General features: G+C 35.4%; 37 protein-coding genes. 3 read left to right on the top strand and 34 right to left on the bottom strand.

Going from position 1 to position 25,885, the window contains the following annotated elements:
- Positions 1-49 precede the first annotated feature (49 nt).
- A complete protein-coding gene (locus tag CA2559_RS05915) occupies positions 50-1,471 on the top strand; it encodes an SDR family oxidoreductase (RefSeq protein ID WP_013186939.1) in 1,422 nt (473 codons plus the stop codon).
- Position 1,472: 1 nt separating this feature from the next.
- Here CA2559_RS05915 and ctlX read toward each other — a convergent pair whose 3' ends face one another.
- From ctlX to CA2559_RS05900, 3 genes are all read right to left on the bottom strand, one after another.
- On the bottom strand, positions 1,473-2,402 hold the full coding sequence (gene ctlX / locus CA2559_RS05910; protein ID WP_013186938.1) for a citrulline utilization hydrolase CtlX: 930 nt from the start codon (positions 2,400-2,402) through the stop codon (positions 1,473-1,475).
- A 10-nt stretch (positions 2,403-2,412) separates the two neighbouring features.
- Positions 2,413-3,327 (bottom strand): dimethylarginine dimethylaminohydrolase family protein, encoded by a 915-nt coding sequence (locus CA2559_RS05905; RefSeq protein ID WP_013186937.1) that lies wholly within the window; start codon positions 3,325-3,327, stop codon positions 2,413-2,415.
- A gap of 84 nt (positions 3,328-3,411) precedes the next feature.
- Entirely contained in the window at positions 3,412-4,698 is a 1,287-nt protein-coding gene (locus CA2559_RS05900; protein ID WP_013186936.1) for a citrate synthase, read from the bottom strand.
- A gap of 920 nt (positions 4,699-5,618) precedes the next feature.
- Here CA2559_RS05900 and CA2559_RS05895 point away from each other — a divergent pair.
- A complete protein-coding gene (locus CA2559_RS05895) occupies positions 5,619-8,282 on the top strand; it encodes a S8 family serine peptidase (RefSeq protein ID WP_148232784.1) in 2,664 nt (887 codons plus the stop codon).
- A 3-nt stretch (positions 8,283-8,285) separates the two neighbouring features.
- Positions 8,286-9,017 carry a T9SS type A sorting domain-containing protein gene (locus tag CA2559_RS05890; protein WP_013186934.1) on the top strand — a complete coding sequence of 244 codons (732 nt, stop codon included), beginning with the start codon at positions 8,286-8,288 and terminating at the stop codon, positions 9,015-9,017.
- Positions 9,018-9,111: 94 nt separating this feature from the next.
- Here the strand turns inward: CA2559_RS05890 and eno are convergent, their stop codons facing one another.
- The 31 genes from eno to rpsJ form a co-directional block, all read right to left on the bottom strand.
- Entirely contained in the window at positions 9,112-10,398 is a 1,287-nt protein-coding gene (gene eno / locus CA2559_RS05885; protein WP_013186933.1) for a phosphopyruvate hydratase, read from the bottom strand.
- An 89-nt stretch (positions 10,399-10,487) separates the two neighbouring features.
- Entirely contained in the window at positions 10,488-11,609 is a 1,122-nt protein-coding gene (carA, locus tag CA2559_RS05880; protein WP_013186932.1) for a glutamine-hydrolyzing carbamoyl-phosphate synthase small subunit, read from the bottom strand.
- Between the two features lie 137 nt (positions 11,610-11,746).
- Positions 11,747-12,217, bottom strand: coding sequence for a 50S ribosomal protein L17 (gene rplQ / locus CA2559_RS05875; RefSeq protein WP_013186931.1), 471 nt, complete (start codon positions 12,215-12,217; stop codon positions 11,747-11,749).
- A gap of 65 nt (positions 12,218-12,282) precedes the next feature.
- Entirely contained in the window at positions 12,283-13,275 is a 993-nt protein-coding gene (locus CA2559_RS05870) for a DNA-directed RNA polymerase subunit alpha (protein WP_041240931.1), read from the bottom strand.
- Positions 13,276-13,370: 95 nt separating this feature from the next.
- Positions 13,371-13,976 (bottom strand): 30S ribosomal protein S4, encoded by a 606-nt coding sequence (gene rpsD / locus CA2559_RS05865; RefSeq protein ID WP_013186929.1) that lies wholly within the window; start codon positions 13,974-13,976, stop codon positions 13,371-13,373.
- A gap of 85 nt (positions 13,977-14,061) precedes the next feature.
- A complete protein-coding gene (gene rpsK / locus CA2559_RS05860; protein WP_013186928.1) occupies positions 14,062-14,475 on the bottom strand; it encodes a 30S ribosomal protein S11 in 414 nt (137 codons plus the stop codon).
- A gap of 9 nt (positions 14,476-14,484) precedes the next feature.
- Positions 14,485-14,859, bottom strand: coding sequence for a 30S ribosomal protein S13 (gene rpsM / locus CA2559_RS05855; protein ID WP_013186927.1), 375 nt, complete (start codon positions 14,857-14,859; stop codon positions 14,485-14,487).
- 2 nt (positions 14,860-14,861) lie between these two features.
- A complete protein-coding gene (ykgO, locus tag CA2559_RS13675) occupies positions 14,862-14,978 on the bottom strand; it encodes a type B 50S ribosomal protein L36 (RefSeq protein WP_010519235.1) in 117 nt (38 codons plus the stop codon).
- Positions 14,979-14,987: 9 nt separating this feature from the next.
- Positions 14,988-15,203 (bottom strand): translation initiation factor IF-1, encoded by a 216-nt coding sequence (gene infA / locus CA2559_RS05850; protein WP_013186926.1) that lies wholly within the window; start codon positions 15,201-15,203, stop codon positions 14,988-14,990.
- A 3-nt stretch (positions 15,204-15,206) separates the two neighbouring features.
- Complete coding sequence (gene secY / locus CA2559_RS05845) at positions 15,207-16,550, bottom strand: preprotein translocase subunit SecY (RefSeq protein WP_013186925.1); 1,344 nt, start codon at positions 16,548-16,550, stop codon at positions 15,207-15,209.
- Between the two features lie 12 nt (positions 16,551-16,562).
- On the bottom strand, positions 16,563-17,015 hold the full coding sequence (rplO, locus tag CA2559_RS05840; RefSeq protein ID WP_013186924.1) for a 50S ribosomal protein L15: 453 nt from the start codon (positions 17,013-17,015) through the stop codon (positions 16,563-16,565).
- A gap of 10 nt (positions 17,016-17,025) precedes the next feature.
- Positions 17,026-17,205: a 50S ribosomal protein L30 gene (gene rpmD / locus CA2559_RS05835; protein WP_013186923.1), complete on the bottom strand. Its 180-nt coding sequence runs from the start codon at positions 17,203-17,205 to the stop codon at positions 17,026-17,028.
- 12 nt (positions 17,206-17,217) lie between these two features.
- The gene (gene rpsE, locus CA2559_RS05830) at positions 17,218-17,742 is read right to left on the bottom strand and encodes a 30S ribosomal protein S5 (RefSeq protein WP_013186922.1); all 525 of its coding nucleotides are present in this window, start codon (positions 17,740-17,742) and stop codon (positions 17,218-17,220) included.
- A 3-nt stretch (positions 17,743-17,745) separates the two neighbouring features.
- Positions 17,746-18,099, bottom strand: coding sequence for a 50S ribosomal protein L18 (gene rplR / locus CA2559_RS05825; protein WP_013186921.1), 354 nt, complete (start codon positions 18,097-18,099; stop codon positions 17,746-17,748).
- 12 nt (positions 18,100-18,111) lie between these two features.
- Entirely contained in the window at positions 18,112-18,654 is a 543-nt protein-coding gene (rplF, locus tag CA2559_RS05820) for a 50S ribosomal protein L6 (protein ID WP_013186920.1), read from the bottom strand.
- Positions 18,655-18,683: 29 nt separating this feature from the next.
- Positions 18,684-19,082, bottom strand: a complete 399-nt coding sequence (rpsH, locus tag CA2559_RS05815) for a 30S ribosomal protein S8 (protein ID WP_013186919.1) — start codon at positions 19,080-19,082, stop codon at positions 18,684-18,686.
- 77 nt (positions 19,083-19,159) lie between these two features.
- The gene (gene rpsN, locus CA2559_RS05810) at positions 19,160-19,429 is read right to left on the bottom strand and encodes a 30S ribosomal protein S14 (RefSeq protein ID WP_013186918.1); all 270 of its coding nucleotides are present in this window, start codon (positions 19,427-19,429) and stop codon (positions 19,160-19,162) included.
- Positions 19,430-19,431: 2 nt separating this feature from the next.
- On the bottom strand, positions 19,432-19,983 hold the full coding sequence (gene rplE / locus CA2559_RS05805; protein WP_013186917.1) for a 50S ribosomal protein L5: 552 nt from the start codon (positions 19,981-19,983) through the stop codon (positions 19,432-19,434).
- Between the two features lie 2 nt (positions 19,984-19,985).
- A complete protein-coding gene (rplX, locus tag CA2559_RS05800) occupies positions 19,986-20,300 on the bottom strand; it encodes a 50S ribosomal protein L24 (protein WP_013186916.1) in 315 nt (104 codons plus the stop codon).
- Between the two features lie 12 nt (positions 20,301-20,312).
- Positions 20,313-20,681, bottom strand: a complete 369-nt coding sequence (rplN, locus tag CA2559_RS05795; protein ID WP_013186915.1) for a 50S ribosomal protein L14 — start codon at positions 20,679-20,681, stop codon at positions 20,313-20,315.
- Positions 20,681-20,938 (bottom strand): 30S ribosomal protein S17, encoded by a 258-nt coding sequence (rpsQ, locus tag CA2559_RS05790; RefSeq protein ID WP_041241134.1) that lies wholly within the window; start codon positions 20,936-20,938, stop codon positions 20,681-20,683. Before rpsQ ends, rplN begins: the two co-directional genes overlap by 1 nt.
- Positions 20,939-20,949: 11 nt before the next feature.
- The gene (gene rpmC, locus CA2559_RS05785) at positions 20,950-21,144 is read right to left on the bottom strand and encodes a 50S ribosomal protein L29 (protein ID WP_041241133.1); all 195 of its coding nucleotides are present in this window, start codon (positions 21,142-21,144) and stop codon (positions 20,950-20,952) included.
- Positions 21,145-21,156: 12 nt separating this feature from the next.
- Positions 21,157-21,582, bottom strand: a complete 426-nt coding sequence (gene rplP / locus CA2559_RS05780; protein WP_013186912.1) for a 50S ribosomal protein L16 — start codon at positions 21,580-21,582, stop codon at positions 21,157-21,159.
- 20 nt (positions 21,583-21,602) lie between these two features.
- Positions 21,603-22,313 carry a 30S ribosomal protein S3 gene (gene rpsC, locus CA2559_RS05775; RefSeq protein ID WP_013186911.1) on the bottom strand — a complete coding sequence of 237 codons (711 nt, stop codon included), beginning with the start codon at positions 22,311-22,313 and terminating at the stop codon, positions 21,603-21,605.
- A 7-nt stretch (positions 22,314-22,320) separates the two neighbouring features.
- A complete protein-coding gene (gene rplV, locus CA2559_RS05770) occupies positions 22,321-22,728 on the bottom strand; it encodes a 50S ribosomal protein L22 (RefSeq protein ID WP_013186910.1) in 408 nt (135 codons plus the stop codon).
- Positions 22,729-22,734: 6 nt separating this feature from the next.
- Positions 22,735-23,013: a 30S ribosomal protein S19 gene (rpsS, locus tag CA2559_RS05765; RefSeq protein ID WP_013186909.1), complete on the bottom strand. Its 279-nt coding sequence runs from the start codon at positions 23,011-23,013 to the stop codon at positions 22,735-22,737.
- Positions 23,014-23,016: 3 nt separating this feature from the next.
- Positions 23,017-23,856: a 50S ribosomal protein L2 gene (gene rplB, locus CA2559_RS05760; RefSeq protein WP_013186908.1), complete on the bottom strand. Its 840-nt coding sequence runs from the start codon at positions 23,854-23,856 to the stop codon at positions 23,017-23,019.
- Between the two features lie 9 nt (positions 23,857-23,865).
- Complete coding sequence (gene rplW, locus CA2559_RS05755; protein WP_013186907.1) at positions 23,866-24,156, bottom strand: 50S ribosomal protein L23; 291 nt, start codon at positions 24,154-24,156, stop codon at positions 23,866-23,868.
- A 9-nt stretch (positions 24,157-24,165) separates the two neighbouring features.
- Entirely contained in the window at positions 24,166-24,792 is a 627-nt protein-coding gene (gene rplD, locus CA2559_RS05750; RefSeq protein ID WP_013186906.1) for a 50S ribosomal protein L4, read from the bottom strand.
- On the bottom strand, positions 24,792-25,409 hold the full coding sequence (rplC, locus tag CA2559_RS05745) for a 50S ribosomal protein L3 (protein WP_013186905.1): 618 nt from the start codon (positions 25,407-25,409) through the stop codon (positions 24,792-24,794). Before rplC ends, rplD begins: the two co-directional genes overlap by 1 nt.
- 169 nt (positions 25,410-25,578) lie before the next feature.
- Positions 25,579-25,884: a 30S ribosomal protein S10 gene (gene rpsJ / locus CA2559_RS05740; protein WP_010181931.1), complete on the bottom strand. Its 306-nt coding sequence runs from the start codon at positions 25,882-25,884 to the stop codon at positions 25,579-25,581.
- Position 25,885 lies beyond the last annotated feature (1 nt).

Genomic DNA, 25,885 nt, shown 5'->3' with positions numbered 1-25,885 from the left:
TTATACCAAGATACGTATTTATTGTGTAACTTCTTTTAAAATTATCACTATGAAAATATTATTAACAGGCGCCAACGGCTACATTGGTATGCGATTGCTACCTCTACTATTAGAAAAAGGACATGATATTACGTGTGCCGTAAGAGACAAAAGCAGGTTGTCTGTTGATAAAGAGACGCTTAAACAAATTAAGATTGTAGAAGTAGATTTTTTAGAAGAGGTTAACACGTCAGAATTTCCACAAAATTTTGATGCTGCCTACTATTTAATACACTCTATGTCTGCCTCTACCTCAGATTTTGATGAACAAGAAGCTAAATCTGCAGAGCATTTTAATGCATATATGGCTTACGCAAATGTTACGCAAGTAATTTATTTAAGTGGAATTGTTAATGAGGAAAACTTATCCAAACACCTAGAGTCTAGAAAACAGGTTGAAAATACATTATATAAAGGTGATTTTAACCTAACTGTTTTGAGAGCTGCAATTATTGTTGGCTCAGGTAGTTCTTCGTTTGAGATTATAAGAGATTTATGTGAAAAACTTCCTCTAATGGTAACACCTAGTTGGGTAAAAACTAAAACGCAACCTATTGCTATTAGAGATGTACTTTCATTTTTAACTGGTGTTTTAGGCAATACTAAATGCTATAATGATTCTTTTGATATTGGCGGTCCAGATGTGTTGACTTACAAAACCATGATGAAACAATACACAGAAGTAAGAGGACTTAGCCTTACTATTATAGACACACCGTTTTTATCTCCAAAACTATCATCATATTGGCTATACTTTGTCACCTCTACATCTTATAAACTAGCTTTAAACCTAGTAGATAGTATGAAAATAGAAGTTATTACTAAAGACACAAGATTACAGGAACTATTAGATATACAGCCTATAAATTACAAAGAAGCCATACGCCTTGCTTTTGAAAAGATTGAACAAAATCAGGTTGTTTCTAGCTGGAAAGACTCTATGATTAGCGGTAGATTTTCTAAAAGCTTAAATAAATATGTACAGGTTCCTAAATACGGTTGCCTTAAGGATGCCCAGCAACAAGAAACAGATCATCCAGAAAGAGCTTTAGAACGCATTTGGTCTATTGGTGGAAAAACGGGTTGGTATTACGGCAATTGGCTTTGGAAAGTAAGAGGATATATTGACAAGCTTTTTGGAGGTGTTGGCTTAAGGCGTGGACGTACTCACGACACTCAAATATTTACTGGTGACTCGTTAGATTTTTGGCGAGTACTTTTTGCAGATAAAGACGAGAAACGTTTATTACTATTTGCCGAAATGAAAATACCTGGAGAAGCTTGGCTAGAATTCTGTATAGATGAAAATAACATAGTACACCAAACTGCGACATTTAGACCAAAAGGCCTTTGGGGCAGATTATATTGGTATGCTATGTTACCTTTTCATTTTTTTATCTTCAAAAATATGCTGAATAAGATTGTGAGGTAAATTAAGCTTGAGGCAAGAATACTTCTGCCATCATACAACGCGCACTTCCACCACCACACGTTTCTATTGTTGTTAAGTCGCTACTTAAAATTTGGCAGTGAGCTTCTATTTTTGAAATTTGATCTGCATTTAAACTATCATGAGCAGCTTTACTCATTACTAAGTACTTAGCATCCTTACCTTGTACTTGTAACATATTACCAGCAAACTGATGCATTTGAGCTTCTGAAATAGCAATGACTTCTTTACCGTCTTTTCTTAAGTGATCTAACACATTTTTACGCTCCTTCTTATCATCAATAGTATCTAAACATATTACTGAAAAGTTTTCAGCAAGACACATCATTACGTTGGTATGGTAAATTGCTTTTCGCTCACCATCTACAGTTTGGTTAGCAGTAAATATTACTGGAAATAATTCAAAATCTTCACAAAACTCTATTACTAAATTTTCATCTGCTCTATCTGAAAGAGCACAGTATACTTTCTCATTAACACGATCTATTAATAGGCTTCCTGTACCTTCTAAGTAAAGCGCTTCGTCTTCTGCAGAAGTATAGTCTACAATATTGTTAATCTTAAACCCTTCAGACTCTAATCGCGCAATAATATCTTCGCGACGTTCTCTACGTCTATTTTCAGCAAACATTGGGTAAAGTGCAACATCTCCGTTTTTATGAAATGACACCCAATTGTTAGGAAAAATTGAATCTGGTGTATCTAACTCTAATTTATCATCTTCAACAATAACATTTACACCTACAGCTCTTAATTTTTCTGCAAAAGCATCAAACTCGTCTTGAGCTTTTTTATTTATTTCAGCATTCTTAATGTCTAAGCTTTCCTGAAAGTAATTGTTTACTGCAGTTTCCTCATTCATTCTAAATTGAACAGGACGAATCATTAATATTGTATTGGTAATTTGTGACATAGTCTTTTATTTAATCTCTTATCAACGGCATTGTACTACAACGCAATAAACCTTCTTGTTTTGCTATTTCTGCATAGGGCACTTCTTCAACAGTAATTCCTTGTGCCCTTAGCCACGTATTTAATCTTGTAAAGTTTTTTTCTGAAATAACCACATCTTCTGAAATGCTGAAAATGTTGCTGTACATATGAAACATTTCATCTTTGGTTATTTCAAAAATATTGTCTTTTCCGAAGAAATTTACCAACCATTCATATTCTTCTGCTTCTAAAAACCCATTTTTATGAATAATCGCTTTTCCCTTTCCTACTGGCTGAAAGCAACAATCTAAATGCAGGGCATTATCTTGAGGAATGGTGTTAGATTTTCTTAGGTTAAACGATTTTACTGTTTTATTAGGAAATAACTCTGTTAGTGCCTTAACAGCTTTCATGTTTGTACGCGCTGTGATATAATTAGGATAGTCTTCTCCTCTATATGTTCCTATAAATATATAATCATCATACAACATAACATCACCGCCTTCGACATGAGCATCTTCAGGAAGTGTTATTCTATTTTCTTTTGGTACCTGAGACCATACATGCTCAATAGCTTCAATTTCTTTAGCCCTATCTGGTAAGATATTAGCTTTTACCATTTTATCATCAATTACAAATGCAATGTCTCGAGAAAATATTTGATTGTAATCTGTTATCACTGTAGGACGATAAACCTTTACATCGTATTTCTCAAATACGCTTGCTACAGCACTCATCTCCTCTACCATATCTTCTACCTTAGGGTAAGTGCCTGCCTTTATATGTAGTTTAGATTTAGGATCATAAGCTTCCTCAAGTGTTGGCGCAGGTCCATTACTTTTAGCTCTTCCTAATACAACTGCTCTTAACCGAGAGGTTTCATTTGTAACATGTAGTTTAAGCATAGATAAATTTTTTGCAAATATAATTAAATGAAAAAGCGTGCCGTTAAAAAAACAACACGCTATATGATTTTTTTTGAGAACTAATTAACGCTCATTTACAGCCTTAAACTCTCTATGGTTTTCACCAATGTATACCTGTCTTGGTCTTCCTATTGGCTCTTTACGCAAACGCATTTCACGCCATTGCGCTATCCAACCTGGTAAACGTCCTAAAGCAAACATTGCAGTAAACATTTCAGTAGGTATTCCTAATGCTCTGTAAATAATACCAGAGTAAAAGTCTACGTTAGGATATAATTTACGGTCTACAAAGTAACTATCTTCTAAAGCTTCTTTTTCTAAACCTTTAGCTATATCTAATACAGGATCCTCAATTCCTAAAGCACCTAATACATCATCTGCAGATTTCTTGATAATCTTAGCTCTTGGGTCGAAGTTTTTATAAACTCTATGCCCAAAGCCCATAAGACGAAAAGGATCTTCCTTGTCTTTAGCTTTCTCCATGAACTTATGAGTATCGCCACCATCTTCTTTAATAGCCTCAAGCATTTCGATTACAGCTTGGTTAGCACCACCGTGAAGTGGCCCCCAAAGCGCATTAATTCCTGCTGAAATAGAAGCAAATAATCCTGCATGAGAAGAACCTACTATACGTACAGTAGATGTAGAGCAGTTTTGCTCGTGATCTGCGTGTAGTATTAATAATTTATCTAACGCTTCAACTACTGTAGAAGACGCATTATATTCTCCATTAGGTTTCTTAAACATCATCTTTAAGAAATTCTCTACATACCCTAAAGAGTCATCACCATAATCTAATGGCTTACCAACTCGTTTTCTGTAGGCCCAAGCTGTAAGTACTGGAAATTTACCTAAAATCTTCACTATTGCGTTATACATTTCCTCTTCAGAATCTACATTAACTGAAGATGGATTAAATGCAATTAATGCATTTGTAAGTGAAGACAACACGCCCATTGGGTGTGCAGACTTTGGAAAACCGTCTAATATTTTCTTAATATCCTCATCTACGTGAGAGTGAGATTTAATATCTGTATGAAACTTTTCGAATTGTTCTTTAGTAGGAAGTTCTCCAAAAATTAACAGGTAAGCTGTTTCTAAAAAACTTGCTTTTTCAGCTAAATCTTCAATAGAGTATCCTCTGTAACGAAGAATTCCTTCTTCACCATTTAAAAATGTAATTGCACTTTCACAAGAGCCTGTATTTTTGTAACCTGGATCTATTGTAGTTAAGCCACCTGTAACACCTCTTAAGGTCTTAATGTCTATGGCAGATTCGTTTTCTGTTCCCGTAATTACTGGGAATTCGTACTTTTTTCCTTCGTATTCTAAAGTCGCATTCTTGGACATTCTTCTTCTAAATTTTATTGTTTTTCTGAATTCGCTAAGTTACGAAATCTACTGTTAAGAAACCATTAAACCATATCTTGAAAACATGGTTTTTTAATAAAATTATCATAAACATTTAGATCTGTATTATCATACTCTTATAAAAACCCTTGTTACATTACTTAATCCCGATGTTAGAATGATTTTCAATTATTGAAAAACTAATAATATATAGACTCATATAAAACATATATTTTCAGTAATAATGCTATCGAAAATAGATGCTTTTGGAAAAAGAACCCATATCACCAAACTTCAATTCGAGGTCTCCAGTACAATATATGTCTAAACCTACATAAGCTGATTAACAACCTTTAATACAGCTACTTATAATATTTAAAATGCCATTACAACATCGAATAAAAAAAGCCATTTATAAAAATTTGAATTCACACTTTATATTAACTACGAGACCTAAGCCTAAAAAAATTCAATTTTTTAAGTTAAAATACTGTTAATGAATTGATTGAATTTAAATGTTTAAACTATAATTACTAAAGATTTTATTTATTCTTTAGAAATAAAACAGTAAGAATAAGGCCCTGTTAAATCATATATAATTAATTTTTATTAAACCAACCATAAAATTTATCACTATATGAAATACTTTACACAAGCACACAAGCACACAAGCACACAAGCACACTAAAATTAAGTTTTTCTTTCTCATTGTTTTGCTTAGCCTAAGCACAACCCTGTTATCGCAAGAATATAAAAGCTTTTATTTAGAACTAGCTTCTGGCATTGGCGTGGATTTACTCGATGGGAGCCAAATAGTTATACAACCCGACCAAACCATAAAACTAGTTACAAATCAAACACATCCTATTTTTGATTTCCTAAATTCGAAACCTTTCTATTCTATAGAAAAAGCATTTCCAATGACTTCACTTCCTCGACTTAAAAAAGTATATATAATATCTATAAAAGATGATACTTTAGTGACTGACTTTGTTAATAACACAGGAATCACTTACTTTAAAGAGATAGATGATGATAATAATATATTAACTAGCACTACAACAGCAGTTAACAACACACAAATTTCGATACCAAATGATTACGAAGACTTACTTTATGGCGGCAATAATGCTTCTTTAGAATTAATTAATGCGCCATTAGCTTGGGCAATTACAACTGGTGATTCGAACATTTTGGTAGGAGTAGTAGACTCATCCTACGAGTTAAATCATCCCGATTTGACCGGGCAAATAGTTAACAATATTGAAGTCGTGCCAAGTAATTTTTCTCACGGAACAGCTGTAGCGAGCATCATAGCAGCAAATACCGATAACAATGAAGGACTATCAAGTCTTGGTAGAGATTTAAAGTTAGTAACTGCTACCTGTGGAGGTGGAGGTAACAATCTAGTTTCGGGTTTGGAAGAATTGGCAGATTATCCTGGTGTAAGAGTAATTAACTGTAGTTGGCGTATTTGCGAAGGCTCTCCTGTCAAAACTTATCTGGACGATGTTATGGATTATGTCCGTACAAAAGACATTTTAGTTGTAGCAAGTGCAGGCAATGGTGTTCAGGGAGATGGTACTGTAAAGGGTTGCGATTCAGACGGCAATGGTTATGGATATCCTGGCTCCTATGATGATGCGATTTCTGTTACAGGCGTTGGCCATAGATTTTCTATAGGCACTTTACAGGACAATATTCCTGGCCAAACTAAATCTTGGATTGACGTTCATAGGCAGCTACCTGACAACCCTAACAATTTTGCATCTCATACGCACAATGACAAAGTCAATGTTTCAGCTCCTGGTATTTACGTGCTATCTGCCACGGAAACATCCAACAATCAAACTGGATATACTGCAGGTATCGGTACGTCGTCATCAACGCCACTTGCTTCAGCACTGGCTGGATTAATTTTCTCCATTAATCCAAATTTCACAGCAACACAAGTTAAAGATATTATTGAATCTACGACAGATAACATATATGACATAGATTTAAATCAACCCTATATTGGCGAATTAGGAACAGGTCGCATCAATGCCTATGCTGCTGTTTTAAAAGCGCAATGTTTAACCAACCCTGAAAGCGGACTCGATCTTGCAATGCAAAATTCTCAACTCGACAATTTTGAAGAACCCGACACCTTAACAACACAACCATACCGAAGCAAGGATATATGGGTACGCAATCAAGATGATGGATTATTAGTAAAGGAGCATCAGAATCCTGAATATGACTCTAACAACCCCAATTACGTTTACGTAAGAGTAACCAATAGCAGTTGCGATAGCTCTACAGGATCAGATCCCTTAAAGCTCTATTGGGCTAAAGCCAACACAGCTTTATCTTGGCCAGACCATTGGGATGGCAGTTTAACAATGACAGATCCTATTACAGGAGAAGATATTCTTATGGGTGACCAGATTGGAACAGTTAACATTCCACCTTTAGATATTGGGCAGGAAGCCATATTGACTTTTGAATGGCTAGTGCCTAATCCCGAAGATTATGAAAATATCAACCCCAATCCCTGGCATTTTTGCCTTTTGGCTCGCATAGATACGCCTAACGACCCTATGACTACCCCTGAAAACGACAATATTGTCTTGAATGTGTGGAACAACAATAATATTGTATGGAAAAACACTACTGTTGTAGATGTCGTTGAAAATAGTTCTAATTATGGTGGTGTAGTCGCTGTGGGTAATTACAGTAATCAACAACAATCATTTGATCTCGTTTTTGTTAAAGATGCCAACGAAAAAGGGAAAGCTATTTATGAAGAAGCAGAAGTAGGTTTAGAAATGGACACCACCTTATATAATGCTTGGCAAGATGGTGGAAAAAGCCAATCGCAACTAAAATCTACCAAAGATGATTATAAGAAAATTCTCACCACCAACAATTCTAAACTAGGCAACATTATATTAGACGCTGGAGAAATTGGGACGTTATACGTTTCCTTCAACTTTTTTACTAACCAATCTACATCAAAGGATAAATTTGCATTAAGTGTTTTGCAACAGGATGCAACTACAGGTTCTCTTATTGGTGGTGAAGAATACATTATAAACAAAAAAACCAGCAGTAGTTTTAGGGCGAATGCCGGTGAAGATCAAGATATAAAAAAGGATGAGTTTATAGTACTTAGTGCTACACCCATAAATGAGGATGTCACTTTCAATTGGTATGACCAAAATAATACACTCCTCTATTCTGGTGAAAATGTATTGGTTAATCCCGAATTCACTTCAACCTATAAATTAGAAGTGATTTCAAACCTCAACGGATTTAAAGATTATGACCATGTAGACATTACTGTTAATCCTTTTTATCTCGAAAGTCTAATACCCAATCCTGCAAACAACCTAGTTACAGTGCAATATAAAGTCGATGAGGCAAGTTCTGCTTACCTATCAGTAGTTAATACTGCAACAGGACAACATCACAACTATATACTCGATACCACTCAAACCAGTAGACTTTTAGATATTTCTAATTTGAGTTCGGGGATTTACAGTATAATACTAGTGTGTGATGGCGAAATTCAAGACTCATTAAATCTTTCAAAACTATAAGTTATGAAAACCTTAATCATATTATTTTTTTTACTAACTACTTTATATTATGCTCAAGCCCAAGACTCGCAGCTTCTTGACAAAGAATGGACTTTAGATCATATAACACTCGATAATTTAAATTATTATCCTCCTTTTGAGAATGGTGAGGGTTCAGATTCTCAAATTGAATTTTATGATTCAGAAGTCAGTGAGTTAGTTGTTGTGTTTTGTTCATTTATAAGTGTCGTATATGAATTTTCTTCAACAAGCTCGGAATTCACAACGATAGGAAGCTGGGGAGGCTCTACTAATCAATGTTTTAATGAAGATAATCAAAATTATGAAGGTATGTACTACAATGATTTTTGGCTTACACATAACGATACCTCCAATAATACATTTTCTTATAACATTGTTACTGGAGATGATGGCACAATGATGCTCACTATCACCAACGAGAACGGCGATCAGGCCTTTTATAACAGTGCAGCACTTGGAGTTGAGGATAATGCAGGACAACAAATTACCATATTTCCTAATCCTGCGGAAGATGTGTTTCACATTATAAATGAGATGCCGTCTTCAATTTCTAGTTTGACTATATATAATATTAAAGGAAAACGGATCTTGCAAAAGGACAATATTTCCAAGAATGAAATAATAGATGTATCCTCATTACCATCAGGACTATATCTTGTAGATGTAAATAACACGGAAGGTCATCGTGAAGTTATAAAATTAGTAAAACGCTAAAGCCTTTCTTTAGCTAAAAAAAAGGCTTTCCTCATACTTACGGAAAGCCTTTTTCTATTGTGTCATTATAACACGCTCAATCGTCGTATTTGCACTAAATTTTAAACGCCAAGCGGCCTGGAAAATAAGCCGTATCACCCAATTCTTCTTCAATACGAAGTAATTGATTGTACTTAGCCATACGGTCACTACGAGATGCAGATCCTGTTTTAATTTGACCACAGTTTAGCGCTACAGCTAAGTCTGCAATAGTATTATCTTCTGTTTCTCCAGATCTATGAGACATTACACAAGTATAACCTGCATTCTGCGCCATATTGATTGCCGCAATAGTTTCAGACAATGTTCCTATTTGGTTTACTTTAATAAGAATTGAGTTGGCGATACCTTCTTTTATACCTCTAGAAAGTCTTTCAACATTAGTCACAAATAAATCGTCTCCTACTAATTGTACATTATCGCCTACTTTCTCAGTTAAAGATTTCCAACCATTCCAATCGTTTTCATCCATACCATCTTCAATAGAAATAATTGGATATTTTTTGGTAAGGTCTGCTAAATATTGAGCTTGTTCTTCTGAGGTTCTTGTAACTCCAGATTCGCCTTCAAATTTTTTATAATCGTATTTACCATCTACATAAAACTCTGCTGCCGCACAGTCTAATGCAATCATAATCTCATCACCAAAAGTGTACCCTGCATTTTCAACAGCTAGCTTAATACTGTCTAAAGCATCTTCTGTACCATCTAAAGTTGGCGCAAAACCTCCTTCATCTCCTACTGCCGTGCTTAAATTTCTTTCGTGAAGTACTTTTTTAAGGTTATGAAATATTTCAGAACCCATTTGCATTGCATGCGTAAAGTTTTTTGCTTTAACAGGCATTACCATAAATTCTTGAAAAGCAATTGGTGCATCACTATGTGAGCCGCCATTTATGATATTCATCATTGGTACTGGCAGTGTTTTAGCAGCTACGCCACCAACATATCTATACAATGGTAAGTTTAATTCATTTGCGGCAGCTTTTGCAACAGCCAATGATACTCCTAAAATAGCATTAGCTCCTAGCTTAGATTTGTTAGCTGTACCATCTATCTCACACATTTGTTTATCGATATATTCCTGCTCAAAAACAGAAACACCCATTAACTCTTGAGCAATGATTGAGTTTACGTTATCAACAGCTTTTTGCACGCCTTTACCCATATATGCTTTACCACCATCACGTAACTCTACCGCTTCGTGCTCTCCAGTTGAAGCTCCTGAAGGAACTGCTGCACGGCCAAGCACACCGTTTTCTGTAATAACATCTACCTCTACCGTTGGGTTTCCTCTTGAATCAAATATTTGTCTTGCTCTAATATCAATTATTATACTCATAATTTATAGGTTCTATTTTTCTGAAAATTACAGAAAAGGATCTTTAAAATAACTATTTTTTATAGGCTTTAACCTATAACGTTTTCGCCTTAAGCAGTTACTGGTTTTGAATTTTCTATTAATGTAATAAAATCATCAAACAAATATGTCGCGTCATTTGGACCTGGACTTGCTTCTGGATGGTATTGTACAGAAAAGCAGTTTTTAGATTTATGTTTTAAGCCTGCAATAGTATTATCATTGAGATGGCGATGAGTAACTTCGATATCTGGATGATTTTCTGCTTCCTCAATATTAATCGCGAACCCATGGTTTTGAGATGTAATTTCTCCTTTACCCGAAGTAAGGTTTTTAATAGGATGATTTATTCCACGATGACCATTATGCATTTTATAGGTTGAAACTCCAATTGCCAATCCTATAACTTGATGCCCTAAACAAATACCAAACAAAGGTTTGTTCTTTTCAATAATTATCTTAGCTAAAATTATGGCATCTTTTAATGGTTCTGGATCTCCAGGTCCATTAGACAAGAAATATCCGTCTGGATTAAATTTACTCATCTCCTCGTATGTAGAATTGTATGGAAAAACCTTAACGTAACAATCTCTTTTAGCTAAGTTTCTAAGTATGTTTTTCTTTACTCCAATGTCTAAAGCAGCGATTTTATATTTTGCATCTTTCTCTCCAATAAAATACGGCTCTTTAGTAGACACCTTAGATGCAAGCTCTAAACCAGCCATTGTAGGAACTTCTGCCAATTCTTTTTTAAGAGCGTCTATTTCATTTACACGTGTTGAAATTACAGCATTCATAGCGCCATTATCTCTTATGTATGCAACAAGAGCACGAGTGTCTACGTTCGAGATAGATAATAAGTTGTTTTCTTTTAAAAACTGCTCAAGAGACATATCACTACGTTGTCTTGAAAAATTATAACTAAAATTACGGCAAACTAAGCCAGCAATTTTAATATCGTCACTTTCTACATCATCAGAAAAAGTACCGTAGTTACCAATATGAGCATTGGTAGTTACCATAATCTGACCAAAATAAGATGGGTCTGTAAAGATTTCTTGGTAACCAGTCATACCAGTATTAAAGCACACTTCGCCAAAAGTGGTGCCTTCTACGTTTCCTACAGATTTACCATGAAAAATGGTGCCATCTGCCAATAAAATTAATGCGGGTTTATGATCTTGATATCTCATAGTATGTTTTCATTAAAGTTTTGCAAAAATATAAAAACCAAATATTGTTTTGGGTTTGTTTTAAATATGAGTCAAAAAAAAAGGACAAGTTTTTCAACTTATCCTTTTTTCCTATATAACTAAGTGTCGAGTCATTATTACTCTTCTTCTTTGTTTGCTTTAGTTTCTGTTGCAGCTGCAGCAGTTTTGCTACCTCCACCACGACGACTTCTACGAGTTTTCTTTTCTGGTTTACCAGCAGTATAAAGCTCATTAAAGTCAACCAACTCAATCATTGCCATATCAGCGTTATCACCAAGTCTGTTTCCAAGCTTAATAATACGTGTATAACCACCTGGACGATCTCCTACTTTTGGTGCTACGTCTCTAAATAATTCAGTTACTGCATATTTATTACGCAATTTACTAAATACTAAACGACGGCTGTGGGTAGTATCTTCCTTAGATTTTGTTACTAAAGGCTCTACAAACATTTTTAAAGCTTTAGCTTTAGCAACAGTTGTATTTATTCTTTTGTGCTCAATTAGGGAACAAGCCATATTAGCTAACATAGCTTTTCTATGAGCTGTTTTACGTCCTAAGTGATTTCCTTTTTTTCTGTGTCTCATGACAGGTTGTTTAAATCATCATCTTGCTGCAACTTATTTTTAAAGGAGCAAAATATGATGTATTACTAATCTTTATCTAATTTATATTTTGAAAGATCCATTCCAAAATTAAGTCCCTTGTTGTTTACAAGTTCTTCTAATTCTGTTAAAGACTTTTTACCGAAGTTTCTAAACTTCATTAAATCGTTCTTATTATAAGAAACTAAGTCTCCTAATGAATCTACTTCTGCAGCTTTAAGGCAATTAAGTGCACGTACAGAAAGATCCATATCTACTAACTTAGTCTTTAATAACTGACGCATATGTAAAGACTCTTCATCATAAGTTTCAGTTTGAGCAATCTCATCTGCCTCTAAGGTGATGCGCTCATCACTAAATAACATAAAGTGATGTATTAAAGTCTTAGCAGCTTCAGTTAAAGCATCTTTAGGATGGATTGAACCATCTGTTTGGATTTCAAAAACTAACTTTTCGTAATCTGTCTTTTGCTCAACACGGTAGTTTTCAATACTATACTTTACATTTTTTATAGGTGTAAAGATAGAATCTGTGAAAATTGTACCTATTGGTGCGTTACTTTTCTTGTTTTCTTCTGCTGGTACATATCCGCGTCCTTTTTCTATAGTAATTTCTATATTAAGGTTCACTTTTTTGTCCATATTACAAATTACCATATCTGGATTCAATACTTGGAATCCTGAAATGAATTTCTGAAAATCACCAGCAGTTAACTGCTCTTGACCAGAAATATTCATAGTTACAGTTTCATTGTCTACTTCGTCAATTTGTCTTTTAAAACGTACTTGTTTTAAATTTAATATGATTTCAGTTACATCTTCAACAACACCTGAAATTGTAGAAAATTCATGATCTACACCTTCAACACGTACAGAAGAAATTGCGAAACCTTCTAAAGAAGATAATAATACACGTCTTAGTGCATTACCTACTGTTAAACCATAACCAGGCTCCAACGGACGAAATTCGAATTTACCTTCGAAATCGGTTGAATCAATCATGATTACTTTATCGGGCTTCTGAAAATTTAATATTGCCATTTTTGTGTCTTCGTTTTAATTGTTATTAGGTTGCGCGGTTTAAAAGTTTGAAGAATACTTAAAAACCCTTTGGCCCAATACCAATGGATTAAATATTATTTAGAGTATAATTCGACGATGAATTGCTCATTAATGTTCTCTGGAATCTGAACTCTTCCTGGCACACTTACGTAAGTACCTTCTTTCTTTTCGTTATTCCAAGTTATCCATTCGTAAACAGTAGAGTTGTTTGATAAAGATGATTGGATAGCATCTAAAGATTTAGATTTCTCTCTTACACCTACAACATCACCAGCTTTAAGTTGGTAAGAAGGAATATTTACTAACTCACCATTTACAGTTATGTGTCTGTGTGATACTAATTGTCTAGCACCTGGACGAGAAGGAGAAATTCCCATACGGTAAACAACGTTATCTAGACGAGACTCACAAAGTTGTAACAACACCTCACCAGTAATACCTGTTGCAGCTGTTGCTTTCTTAAATAATCCTCTAAATTGACGCTCTAATATACCGTAAGTATATTTTGCTTTTTGCTTTTCTGCTAATTGTATAGCGTACTCAGATTTTTTGCCACGACGACGGTTATTACCGTGTTGACCTGGAGGATAATTTCTTTTTTCAAAAGATTTATCTTCTCCGAAAATAGCTTCGCCAAATTTACGAGCTATCTTAGTTTTTGGACCAGTATATCTTGCCATTTCTAAAGTTTGTGTAAAAGAGACTATGAATTAAGGTCTAAAGTTAATCCTTCGACAGTCTTAGGTCTTTTACTATTGATATTTATTAAACTCGACGTCTTTTTGGTGGACGACAACCATTGTGAGGCATTGGAGTAACATCAATAATTTCTGTTACTTCAATTCCTGCATTGTGAATAGAACGGATAGCAGATTCTCTACCATTTCCAGGACCTTTCACATATACTTTTACTTTACGTAAACCAGCTTCATGAGCAACACCACTTGCATCTTCTGCTGCTAATTGAGCAGCGTAAGGAGTGTTTTTCTTAGATCCTCTAAAGCCCATCTTACCTGCAGAAGACCAAGAGATTACATCACCTTTCTTATTGGTTAAAGAAACGATAATGTTGTTGAAAGATGCAGAGATATGTGCTTCTCCAAATGCTTCAACAGCAACTTTACGTTTTCTAGCTTTGGCTTTAGCTGCACCAGCTTTACCTTTTACTTGTTTTGCCATTACTACTTATTATTTAGTTGCCTTCTTCTTGTTAGCAACAGTTTTACGTTTTCCTTTACGAGTACGAGAGTTGTTCTTAGTACGCTGACCACGTAATGGTAAACCACTTCTGTGGCGAATACCACGATAACAACCAATATCCATTAAACGCTTAATGCTTAAAGACACTTCTGTACGTAATTCACCTTCAATAGTGAACTGACCTACCTGCTGACGAATTCTACTGATTTCCTCATCATTCCAGTCTGATACTTTTTTGTCTTCACTTACATTAGCATTCTTAAGAACTTCTTGGGCTCTACTTCTGCCAATTCCGAAGATATAGGTTAATGCTATAACTCCTCGCTTTTGTTTTGGTATATCAACACCTGCAATTCTTGCCATAATTATCCTTGTCTTTGTTTGAATCTAGGATTCTTTTTGTTAATCACGTACAATCTGCCTTTTCTGCGTACAATTTTGCAGTCGGCACTTCTCTTTTTAATGGATGCTCTAACTTTCATAATGAATGTTTAGTATCTATAAGTTATACGAGCCTTTGTTAAATCGTAAGGGCTCATTTCTAATTTTACTTTATCTCCTGGTAATAATTTTATGTAGTGCATACGCATCTTTCCAGATATATGAGCCGTTACCACATGCTCATTTTCTAACTCTACACGAAACATCGCGTTCGAAAGTGCTTCTATTATTGTTCCGTCTTGTTCTATCGGCGGTTGTTTTGCCATAATTTATGCTACTGCTTTTCTATTCTTACCTGTTTTCATTAACCCGTCATAATGCCTGTTCAACAAGTACGAGTTTATTTGCTGCATTGTATCTATTGCAACACCAACCATAATTAATAGTGATGTTCCTCCAAAGAACAATGCCCAACCTTGTTGAATACCTAATAATCCTCCTACAATTGCTGGAAAAATAGCAATTAGTGCAAGGAAAATAGATCCTGGAAGTGTAATTTGAGACATAATCTTGTCTAAGTATTCAGAAGTTTCTGTTCCAGGTCTTATTCCTGGTATGAAACCTCCACTTCTCTTTAAATCATCTGCAATCTTATTAGTAGGTACTGTAATTGCGGTGTAAAAGTACGTAAATACAATGATTAATAACGCAAATACTAAATTATACCAAAATCCGAAGATATCACTAAATGCTGCTGCAACACCTTGAGACGTTTCAGACTCTGATAATCCTGCTACTGCTGCTGGTATAAACATAATTGCTTGAGCAAAAATGATAGGCATTACACCAGATGCATTTAATTTTAGTGGTATAAATTGGCGTGAACCAAAAACATCTTTTTCATATCCTCCAGATTGTGTTCTTCTAGCATATTGTACTTGAATTTGTCGCACAGCCATTACTAACATTACTGAAGCAAATATGATAAAGAACCAAATTACTAGCTCTATAAGGATCATTATTAGACCACCGTTAGATTGATTTACTCTAGACACCCATTCTTGTGCAAATGCTTGTGGTAGAGTAGCAATAATACCAACCATAATTAATAATGATATACCATTTCCTATACCCTTATCTGTAATTTTTTCACCTAGCCACATTGCAAATATTGTTCCTGTAACTAAGATAATAACAGATGTAAAGTAAAATTGGAATGTTAATCCTAATACAAAGGCTTCTGTTGGCACACCTAATGCTGGTAAACTTGCTAAATAACCTGGTGCTTGCACCAAACATATTGCAATTGTTAACCATCTTGTAATTTGATTAATTTTACGTCTTCCGCTTTCTCCATCCTTTTGAAGCTTTTGTAAGTAAGGTATAGCAATACCCATTAACTGTACAACAATAGATGCTGAAATGTAAGGCATAATACCTAATGCAAAAATTGAAGCATTAGAAAATGCACCTCCAGTAAAAGCATCTAAAAGGCCTCCAATACCGCCACCTGCAAAATTTCCAGAAAACTGACCAAGTTGATCAGCATCAATACCTGGTAAAACAACTTGAGCACCAAAACGGTAAACTAATAACAAACCAAGTGTTACAAGGATTCTGTTTTTAAGTTCCTCAATCTTCCAGATATTTTTTAAAGTTTGGATAAATTTCATAAGGTGTATATATTATAAGGTTGTAGCTTCTCCGCCAGCTTTTTCGATAGCATCTTTAGCTGTCTTCGTGAATTTGTGAACAGATATTTTTAATGCTGTTTTTAATTCACCACGACCCATAATTTTTACTAGATCTTTTCTATTTGCCAAACGATTCTCAACAAGAACATCTAAAGTTACTTCATCTGTAATGCGACCTGAATCAACATACTCTTGAAGTGTATCTAGATTAATTCCTTTGTATTCCACTCGGTTTCTGTTTGTAAAACCAAACTTAGGAACACGACGCTGTAATGGCATTTGTCCACCTTCAAAACCAACTTTTTTAGAGTATCCTGAACGTGACTTTGCACCTTTATGACCACGAGTTGAAGTACCACCTTTACCGGTACCTTGACCACGACCTTTGCGCTTAGCTTTATTTTTAACTGACCCTTCTGCAGGTCTTAGTTTGTGTAATTCCATTTGTAATGTGTTATGCTTCTTCTACAGAAACTAAGTGAGACACTTTATTTACCATTCCAAGGATGTTTGGTGTATCCTCGTGCTCGACTACTTGACCTATTCTTCTAAGACCCAATGCTCTTAATGTAAGCTTTTGGTCTTTTGGTCTTTTAATGTCGCTTCTTACTTTGGTTACTTTAATCTTTCCCATTGTTCCTAAGAATTATCCGTTAAATACTTTGTCTAAAGAGACACCACGTTGTTTTGCAATTGTATCTGCACTACGTAATTGTAATAATGCATCAAAAGTTGCTTTTACCACGTTATGTGGGTTTGATGAACCTTGGTTCTTTGATAATACATCATGTACACCAACTGCTTCTAATACTGCACGTATTGCACCACCAGCAATTACTCCTGTACCGGTTGCTGCAGGCATAAGCAATACTCTAGCTCCACCATATTTACCCTTTTGCTCGTGTGGTAGTGTTCCTTTATTAAGAGGAATACGTACTAAGTTTTTCTTTGCATCTTCTACTGCTTTAGAAATAGCTTCAGAAACTTCTTTAGATTTTCCTAAACCTTGTCCTACAACACCAGATTCATCTCCTACAACTACAATTGCAGAAAAACCGAATGCTCTACCACCTTTAGTAACTTTAGTTACACGTTGTACGCCTACTAAACGATCTTTTAACTCTAATCCGCTTGGTTTAACAAGCTCTACATTTTTATACTTCTGATACATAATTTAGAATTTAAGTCCGGCTTCGCGTGCACCGTCTGCTAATGATTTAACTCTACCGTGGTATAAGTAACCACCTCTATCAAATGCAACTGCTTCGATACCAGCTTTTGTAGCTTTCTCTGCAATTGCTTTTCCTACTGCAGCAGCAACCTCCATACCGGTGCCTTCTGCGTTAACTTCTTTATCTCTAGAAGAAGCTGAAGCTAAAGTAGTTTCATTTACATCATCAATAATTTGAGCGTAAATTTCTTTATTGCTTCTAAATACTGCTAATCTTGGACGGCTAGGTGTACCGCTTAAATTTTTGCGTATTCTTCTTCTAATTCTAAGTCTTCTTGTTTCTCTTGAAAATGCCATAATACTGAATAATTATGCAGACTTACCTGCTTTTCTTCTTATTTGTTCTCCTACAAACTTAATACCTTTTCCTTTATAAGGTTCTGGCTTACGGAACGCACGGATCTTAGCCGCAACTTGTCCTACTAATTGTTTGTCGAAAGATGTTAAAATCACTATTGGGTTTTTACCTTTCTCAGATACTGTCTCAACTTTAATTTCTGGAGCAAGGTCTAACACAATATTGTGAGAGAAACCAATTGCTAAATCAAGCTTTTGACCTTGGTTTGAGGCTCTATAACCTACACCAACCAATTCTAATTTTTTAGTGAACCCTTGTGATACACCTTCAACCATATTCTGAATTAAAGCACGATATAAACCGTGTTTAGATTTATGGTCTTTTAATTCTGAAGGACGCTCCAAGATAACTTCGTTATCCTCAACTTTTACATTGATATCCTTAATCTCTTGATGGAGCTCGCCTAACTTTCCTTTAACTGTAATTACGTTATCATTTAAGCTAACGGTTACGCCATCTGGGATCGTCACTGGACTGTTACCTATTCTTGACATTGTTTTACCTTTTAATTGGTATTATTAACTTAGTATACGTAGCAAAGTACTTCACCACCAACATTCTCCTTACGAGCTTGTTTGTCTGTCATTACACCATGAGATGTAGAGACAATAGCAACTCCTAATCCGTTAAGGATTCTAGGAACTTCTTGTGAACCTGCGTACTTACGTAAACCTGGTTTACTAATTCTTTGAATCTTTTTAATAACTGGTTCTTTAGTAACCTTGTCATATTTTAAAGCTATCTTAATACTACCTTGAGCAGTTGTATCTTCAAACTTATAACTAAGGATAAAACCTTGATCAAAAAGAATTTTTGTAATTTCTTTCTTAAGATTAGATGCAGGAATTTCTACAACACGATGGTTTGCAGCATTTGCATTTCTAATTCTTGTAAGGTAATCTGCGATTACGTCTGTATTCATCTGTATGAAATTGCGGTGATGGTTTTCTTAAATAGAACCTTCCACCAATTTATATAATTTTTCTGCTTTTGCAGGAATTACCAAGATGCTTTTTTAACACCTGGAATTAAACCTTTATTTGCCATTTCACGAAACATTACACGTGAAAGACCAAATTGTCTCATATAACCCTTAGGTCTTCCTGTAATTTTACAACGATTGTGTAAACGAACAGGTGAGGCATCTTTAGGTAATTTTTGTAATGCATCATAATCTCCAGCTTCTTTAAGAGCCTTGCGCTTTTCTGCATACTTTTCTACCATCTTTTCACGCTTTCTTTCGCGTGCTTTCATTGATTCTTTAGCCATAATTAATTCTTTTTAAAAGGTAAACCTAATTCTACTAACAATGATTTTGCTTCTTTGTCTGTATTTGCAGTTGTAACGAATGTAATATCCATACCTGCAATTTTATTTACCTTATCAATATCTATTTCTGGAAAAATAATCTGCTCTGTAACTCCTAAATTGTAGTTACCTCTACCATCAAAACCTGTAGCTTTAATTCCGTTAAAATCTCTAACACGTGGAAGTGCAGAAGTTATAAAACGGTCTAAAAATTCATACATACGCTCACCTCTCAACGTAACTTTAACACCAATAGGCATTCCCTTACGTAGTTTAAAGTTAGCGACATCCTTTTTAGATATAGTAGATACTGCTTTTTGACCAGTTATTGCAGTTAATTCATCAATTGCATGATCAATTAACTTTTTGTCAGCTACTGCTCCACCAACACCTCTACTTACAACTATCTTAGTAAGTTTTGGCACTTCCATGATATTGCCATAGCTAAACTCTTCCTTAAGAGCAGCGATAACGCGCTCATTATATTCTGTTTTTAGTCTCGGTACGTAACTCATAACTAAATAGTGTCGTTTGTGGTTTTTGCAAACCTTACTTTTTTACCATCTTCCATTCTATATCCTACACGTGTAGTTTTTCCATTACCGTCTATTAATGACAGATTAGAGATATGAATAGCTGCTTCTTTTTCTTTGATACCACCTTGAGGACTAGATGCACTAGGCTTCTCGTGTTTCTTTACAAGGTTAACACCTTCAACAATTGCTTTGTTTTTTTCAACAAGAACTTTCTGGATTTTTCCTTCCTGTCCTTTGCTTGCACCAGCAATTACTCTTACAGTGTCTCCTACTTTTATTTTCAACTTTGTTGCCATCTTTTGTTTCAATTACAGCACCTCTGGCGCTAGTGATACAATTTTCATGAACTGCTTATCACGAAGTTCTCTAGCAACAGGTCCAAAGACACGTGTTCCTCTCATCTCACCAGTAGGATTCAACAATACACATGCATTGTCATCAAAACGGATATATGAACCGTCTGGTCTACGAACTTCTTTCTTAGTACGTACAACTACTGCTGTAGAAACGGCACCTTTTTTAATTCCACCGTTTGGTGTTGCCTCTTTTACACTGACAACAATTTTATCTCCTACAGACGCATATCTGCGTTTGGTACCTCCCAATACACGGATAGTCAAAACTTCTTTTGCTCCTGTATTGTCTGCTACTCTTAATCTAGATTCTTGTTGTAACATTATTTAGCTCTTTCAATGATTTCTACTAATCTCCAACATTTCGATTTGCTCATTGGGCGAGTTTCCATAATTCTTACAGTATCACCTTCGTTGCAATCGTTTGTTTCGTCGTGCGCTACATACTTTTTCGTTTTTAAAACGAATTTTCCGTACATAGGGTGTTTTACTTTCTTAATTTCAGAAACCACTATAGATTTCTGCATCTTATTACTTGTAACAACACCAACACGCTCTTTTCTTAAATTTCTTTTTTCCATTTCCATCAGAATTAAGCGTTTAGTTCTCTTTTTGTTAACTCTGTTGCAATTCTTGCAATAGACTTTCTCATACTTCTTAACTGCATAGGGTTTTCCAGAGGAGAAAGGCTATGCGCCATTCTTAATTCTGAATATGCTTTCTTAGACTTTACAAGTTCTTCTTGTAGCTCTTCTGTTGAAGCTTCTCTTACTTGTGGTTGTTTCATAACGCTCATAACTTAGTCTTTATAATCGTAATCTCTAGAGACAATAAACTTTGTTCTTACTGGAAGTTTCTGTGCAGCAAGACGTAATGCCTCTTTTGCTGTTTCCATATTAACACCACCAAGTTCAAACATGATTCTACCAGGTTTTACTACTGCTGCCCAATATTCAACTGCACCTTTACCTTTACCCATACGTACTTCAAGAGGTTTTTTAGTTATTGGCTTATCTGGGAATATCATAATCCAGATAGAACCTTCTCTTTTCATATAACGAGTAGCTGCAATACGTGCCGCCTCAATCTGTCTAGCTGTGATGAAGCTTGAGTCTAAAGACTTTAATCCAAATGTACCACTTGACAATCTGTGTCCTCTTTGGGCTAAGCCCTTCATACGACCCTTTTGCTGCTTGCGGTATTTTGTTCTTTTAGGCTGTAACATTGCTCTTTACTTTAAAATAATTATTTTCTACGACGAGATTTTCCTCTTTGACCACCAGATTTACCACCTTGCTTTTCAAGGCCTACTAATGGAGAAAGCTCTCTCTTTCCGTAAACTTCACCTTTCATGATCCATACTTTAATACCCAACTTACCATAAGTAGTTTGAGCTTCAACTAAAGCATAGTCAATATCGGCTCTAAAAGTAGATAAAGGAATACGTCCTTCTTTATAAGACTCTACACGTGCCATTTCAGCTCCGTTAAGACGTCCTGCAATCTGGATCTTAATACCTTCTGCATTCATTCGCATTGCAGCCGCAATAGCCATCTTGATTGCACGACGGTAAGAGATTCTGTTTTCAACTTGTCTAGCAACACTAGCTCCAACAAGATGAGCATCTAACTCAGGTCTTTTAATCTCAAAGATATTAATCTGTACTTCTTTACCAGTTAATTTCTTAAGCTCTTCTTTTAACTTGTCTACCTCTTGACCACCTTTACCGATAATAATACCAGGTCTAGCAGTAGTGATAGTAACGGTTACAAGTTTAAGCGTACGCTCAATAATTACTCTTGACACACTAGCTTTAGAAAGACGTGCATGGATGTACTTTCTAATCTTATCGTCTTCGGCAAGTTTATCACCGTAGTCATTTCCTCCGTACCAGTTGGATTCCCAACCTCTAATGATACCAAGTCTATTACCGATTGGATTTGTTTTCTGTCCCATATCTAACTTAGCTTTGTGTATTATTTTTAGCTCCTACAACCATTGTAACGTGGTTTGAGCGTTTTCTTATTCTATGTGCACGACCTTGTGGTGCTGGACGTAGTCTTTTTAACATACTACCACCATCCACTCTAATCTCTTGTACAAATAACTCAGCCTCTTCTACACTAGCATCCTCATTCTTTGCTTGCCAATTTGAAATGGCAGAAAGTAATAATTTCTCTAATCTTCTTGAAGCTTCCTTACTGTTAAACTTCAAAATATATAGTGCTTGTTCTACATCTTTACCTCTAACTAAATCTGCAACGATTCTCATTTTACGAGGTGATGTAGGGCAGTTATTCAACTTTGCAATAGCTAAGCTTTTCTTAGCCTCTTTCATTTGCTCTGCTCTTTCTCTTTTACGAACTCCCATAGCCTATTATTTTTTTCCTTTATTTTTCGCACCTACGTGTCCTCTAAAAGAACGTGTTGGTGAAAATTCTCCAAGCTTATGACCTACCATATTCTCAGTAACATAAACAGGTATAAATTGCTTCCCATTATGTACTCCTATAGTTTGTCCTACAAAATCTGGAGTTATCATAGAGGCTCTAGACCAAGTCTTAATAACTGTCTTTTTACCGCTATCCACATTTTGAGCTACCTTTCTCTCTAATTTATAGTGAACGTAAGGTCCTTTTTTTAATGAACGTGCCATATCTTATTTTTTCTTTCTAGTTTTTCTGCGTTCAACGATAAATCTGTTACTCGCTTTCTTCTTGTAACGTGTCTTATAGCCTTTTGCAGGTATACCATTACGTGATCTTGGGTGTCCTCCAGAAGATTTACCTTCACCACCACCCATTGGGTGATCAACTGGGTTCATCACTACTGGACGAGTTCTTGGTCTTCTACCCAACCATCTTGAACGACCTGCTTTACCAGATACAATTAACTGATGATCAGAGTTAGATACCGCTCCTATTGTAGCTTTACAAACAGACAAAATCATTCTAACCTCTCCAGATGGCAACTTAACAGTTGCATACTTACCATCTCTTGCCATTAACTGAGCAAAAGTACCAGCACTACGAGCCATAACAGCTCCTTGACCAGGATGTAATTCTATACAAGAAATTACAGTACCTAAAGGAATTGAAGATAACGGCATAGAGTTTCCAATTTCTGGAGCCAAGAAATCTTGACTTGAAATTACCTCTTGCCCAACTTCTAGTCCGTTTTGCGCAATGATATATCTTTTCTCACCATCTGCATAACTCAACAAAGCAATAAATGCTGTTCTGTTAGGGTCATACTGAATTGATTCTACTGTACCAGCTTGATCAAACTTATTACGTTTAAAATCAATGATACGGTAACGTCTTTTTGCACCACCACCACGGTAACGCATGGTCATACGACCAGAATTGTTTCTACCACCAGATCTTTTTCTCGGAGCCAAAAGGCTTTTTTCCGGCTTATCAGTTGTTACGGCATCATTTCCGTTAACAACTCTAAAACGCTGTCCTGGTGTTATTGGTTTTAATTTTCTTACTGACATTTTTTAGTCTTAAAGATTGCTATATAAATCTATTGTATCTCCGTCTGCAACCTTAACTACTGCTTTTTTATAAGCTGAAGTTTTACCAGTCACGATACCAGTTTTGGTATATCGCGTTCTGCGGTCTGGACGTACATTTAAAGTTCTTACTTGGTCTACATTAACGCCATAAGTACTTTCAACAGCTTCCTTAATCTGGATTCTGTTTGCCGTCTTAGCAACCTCAAAAGTAAAGCTATTTTCTAGCTCACTTAAACGGGTCGCCTTTTCTGTAATAATTGGTTTTATCAAGATGCTCATGACGATTGTTTAACTTAAGTTTGACTCAATTTCTTCTAATGAACCTTCTAAAAGCACTAAACTTTGAGAATTCATTATTTTGTAAGTGTTTAATTCTGAAACAGTTACGACATTAGAGCCTTTAAAATTTCGCGAAGACAAATATACGTTTTTATTTGTATCTCCCAAGACTATCAGCGATTTATTGTTTTCTATCCCTAAATTAGTTAAGAAATCAATATAGTTTTTAGTCTTTGGAGCGTCAAATGAAAAATTCTCAACAATTACAATTGCATTGTCTTGAGCTTTTTGTGATAACGCAGATCTACGCGCTAATTGCTTCTGTTTCTTATTTAATTTGAAACTGTAATTTCTTGGTCTTGGACCAAAAATACGTCCACCACCTCTAAATACAGGAGATTTAATACTACCTGCACGTGCTGTACCAGTTCCTTTTTGTTTCTTGATTTTGCGTGTACTACCAGCGATTTCAGCACGTTCTTTAGCTTTATGCGTACCTTGACGCTTGTTAGCTAAGTGTTGCTTTACATCTAGGTAAACAGCATGTTCATTTGGCTCAATACCGAAAACAGCGTCAGAAAGAGTAACCTTTCTACCTATTTCTTTTCCTTTGATATCTAAAACTGCTATCTCCATTACTTCTGAATCGTTACATAAGAGTTCTTGTGTCCAGGAACAGCACCTTTAACTACTATAAGGTTTTTGTCTGCAACAACTTTAAGTACTCTTAAATTTTGAACTTTAACTTTCTCGTTACCCATTTGGCCAGCCATTTTCATACCCTTGAAAACTCTTGCAGGGTAAGAAGCCGCACCAATAGAACCAGGAGCTCTTAAACGGTTATGTTGACCGTGAGTTGCTTGACCAACACCACCAAAACCGTGACGCTTTACAACACCTTGAAATCCTTTACCTTTAGAGGTACCGGAAACATCAACGAACTCGCCTTCTTTAAACATTTCGACAGTTACACTGTCACCTAAATTGAAATCATCTTCAAATTTCTTGAATTCCGCGACTTTGTACTTAGGCGATGTTCCTGCTTTCTTAAAGTGGCCTACAGCCGCATTAGATGCACGTTTATCTGCCTTGTCATCGAAACCAAGTTGAAGAGCTTTGTACCCGTCAACCTCAGAGGTTCTGACTTGGGTAACGACACAAGGTCCAGCTTGAATGACAGTACAAGGAATATTCTTCCCGTTTTCGTCAAAAATGCTGGTCATGCCGATTTTCTTTCCTATTAACCCAGACATATTTATTAATTATAAATTACTATTACTTATTAATTTGAAGGACTTTCCTTCTAATAAAACAACAGGGTCAAAAAACTTCAACCCTGTTGATTTTTTTTGATTCCGTTTTTCCCTTGCTAACAAGCTTGGGACATGTTAAAGAGTTACTCAAACTCTTTTGACATAAAAGTTAAACTTTTATCTCTACTTCAACTCCACTAGGAAGCTCTAATTTCATAAGAGCATCAATAGTTTTAGATGAAGAGCTATAAATATCTAACAGTCTTTTATAAGAGCTTAACTGAAATTGCTCTCTAGACTTTTTATTTACGTGCGGTGAACGCAATACTGTAAATATTTTTTTATGTGTAGGTAAAGGAATTGGCCCTGTTACTACAGCTCCTGTACTTTTTACCGTTTTTACAATCTTCTCAGCTGATTTATCTACCAAGTTGTGATCGTAAGACTTTAATTTTATTCTGATTTTCTGACTCATT

The sequence above is a fragment of the Croceibacter atlanticus HTCC2559 genome, assembly GCF_000196315.1.
GTDB classification, from domain to species: Bacteria; Bacteroidota; Bacteroidia; order Flavobacteriales; family Flavobacteriaceae; genus Croceibacter; species Croceibacter atlanticus.
Note: the sequence above shows the minus strand (reverse complement) of the source record. Positions and strands in the feature narration are given on the sequence as shown.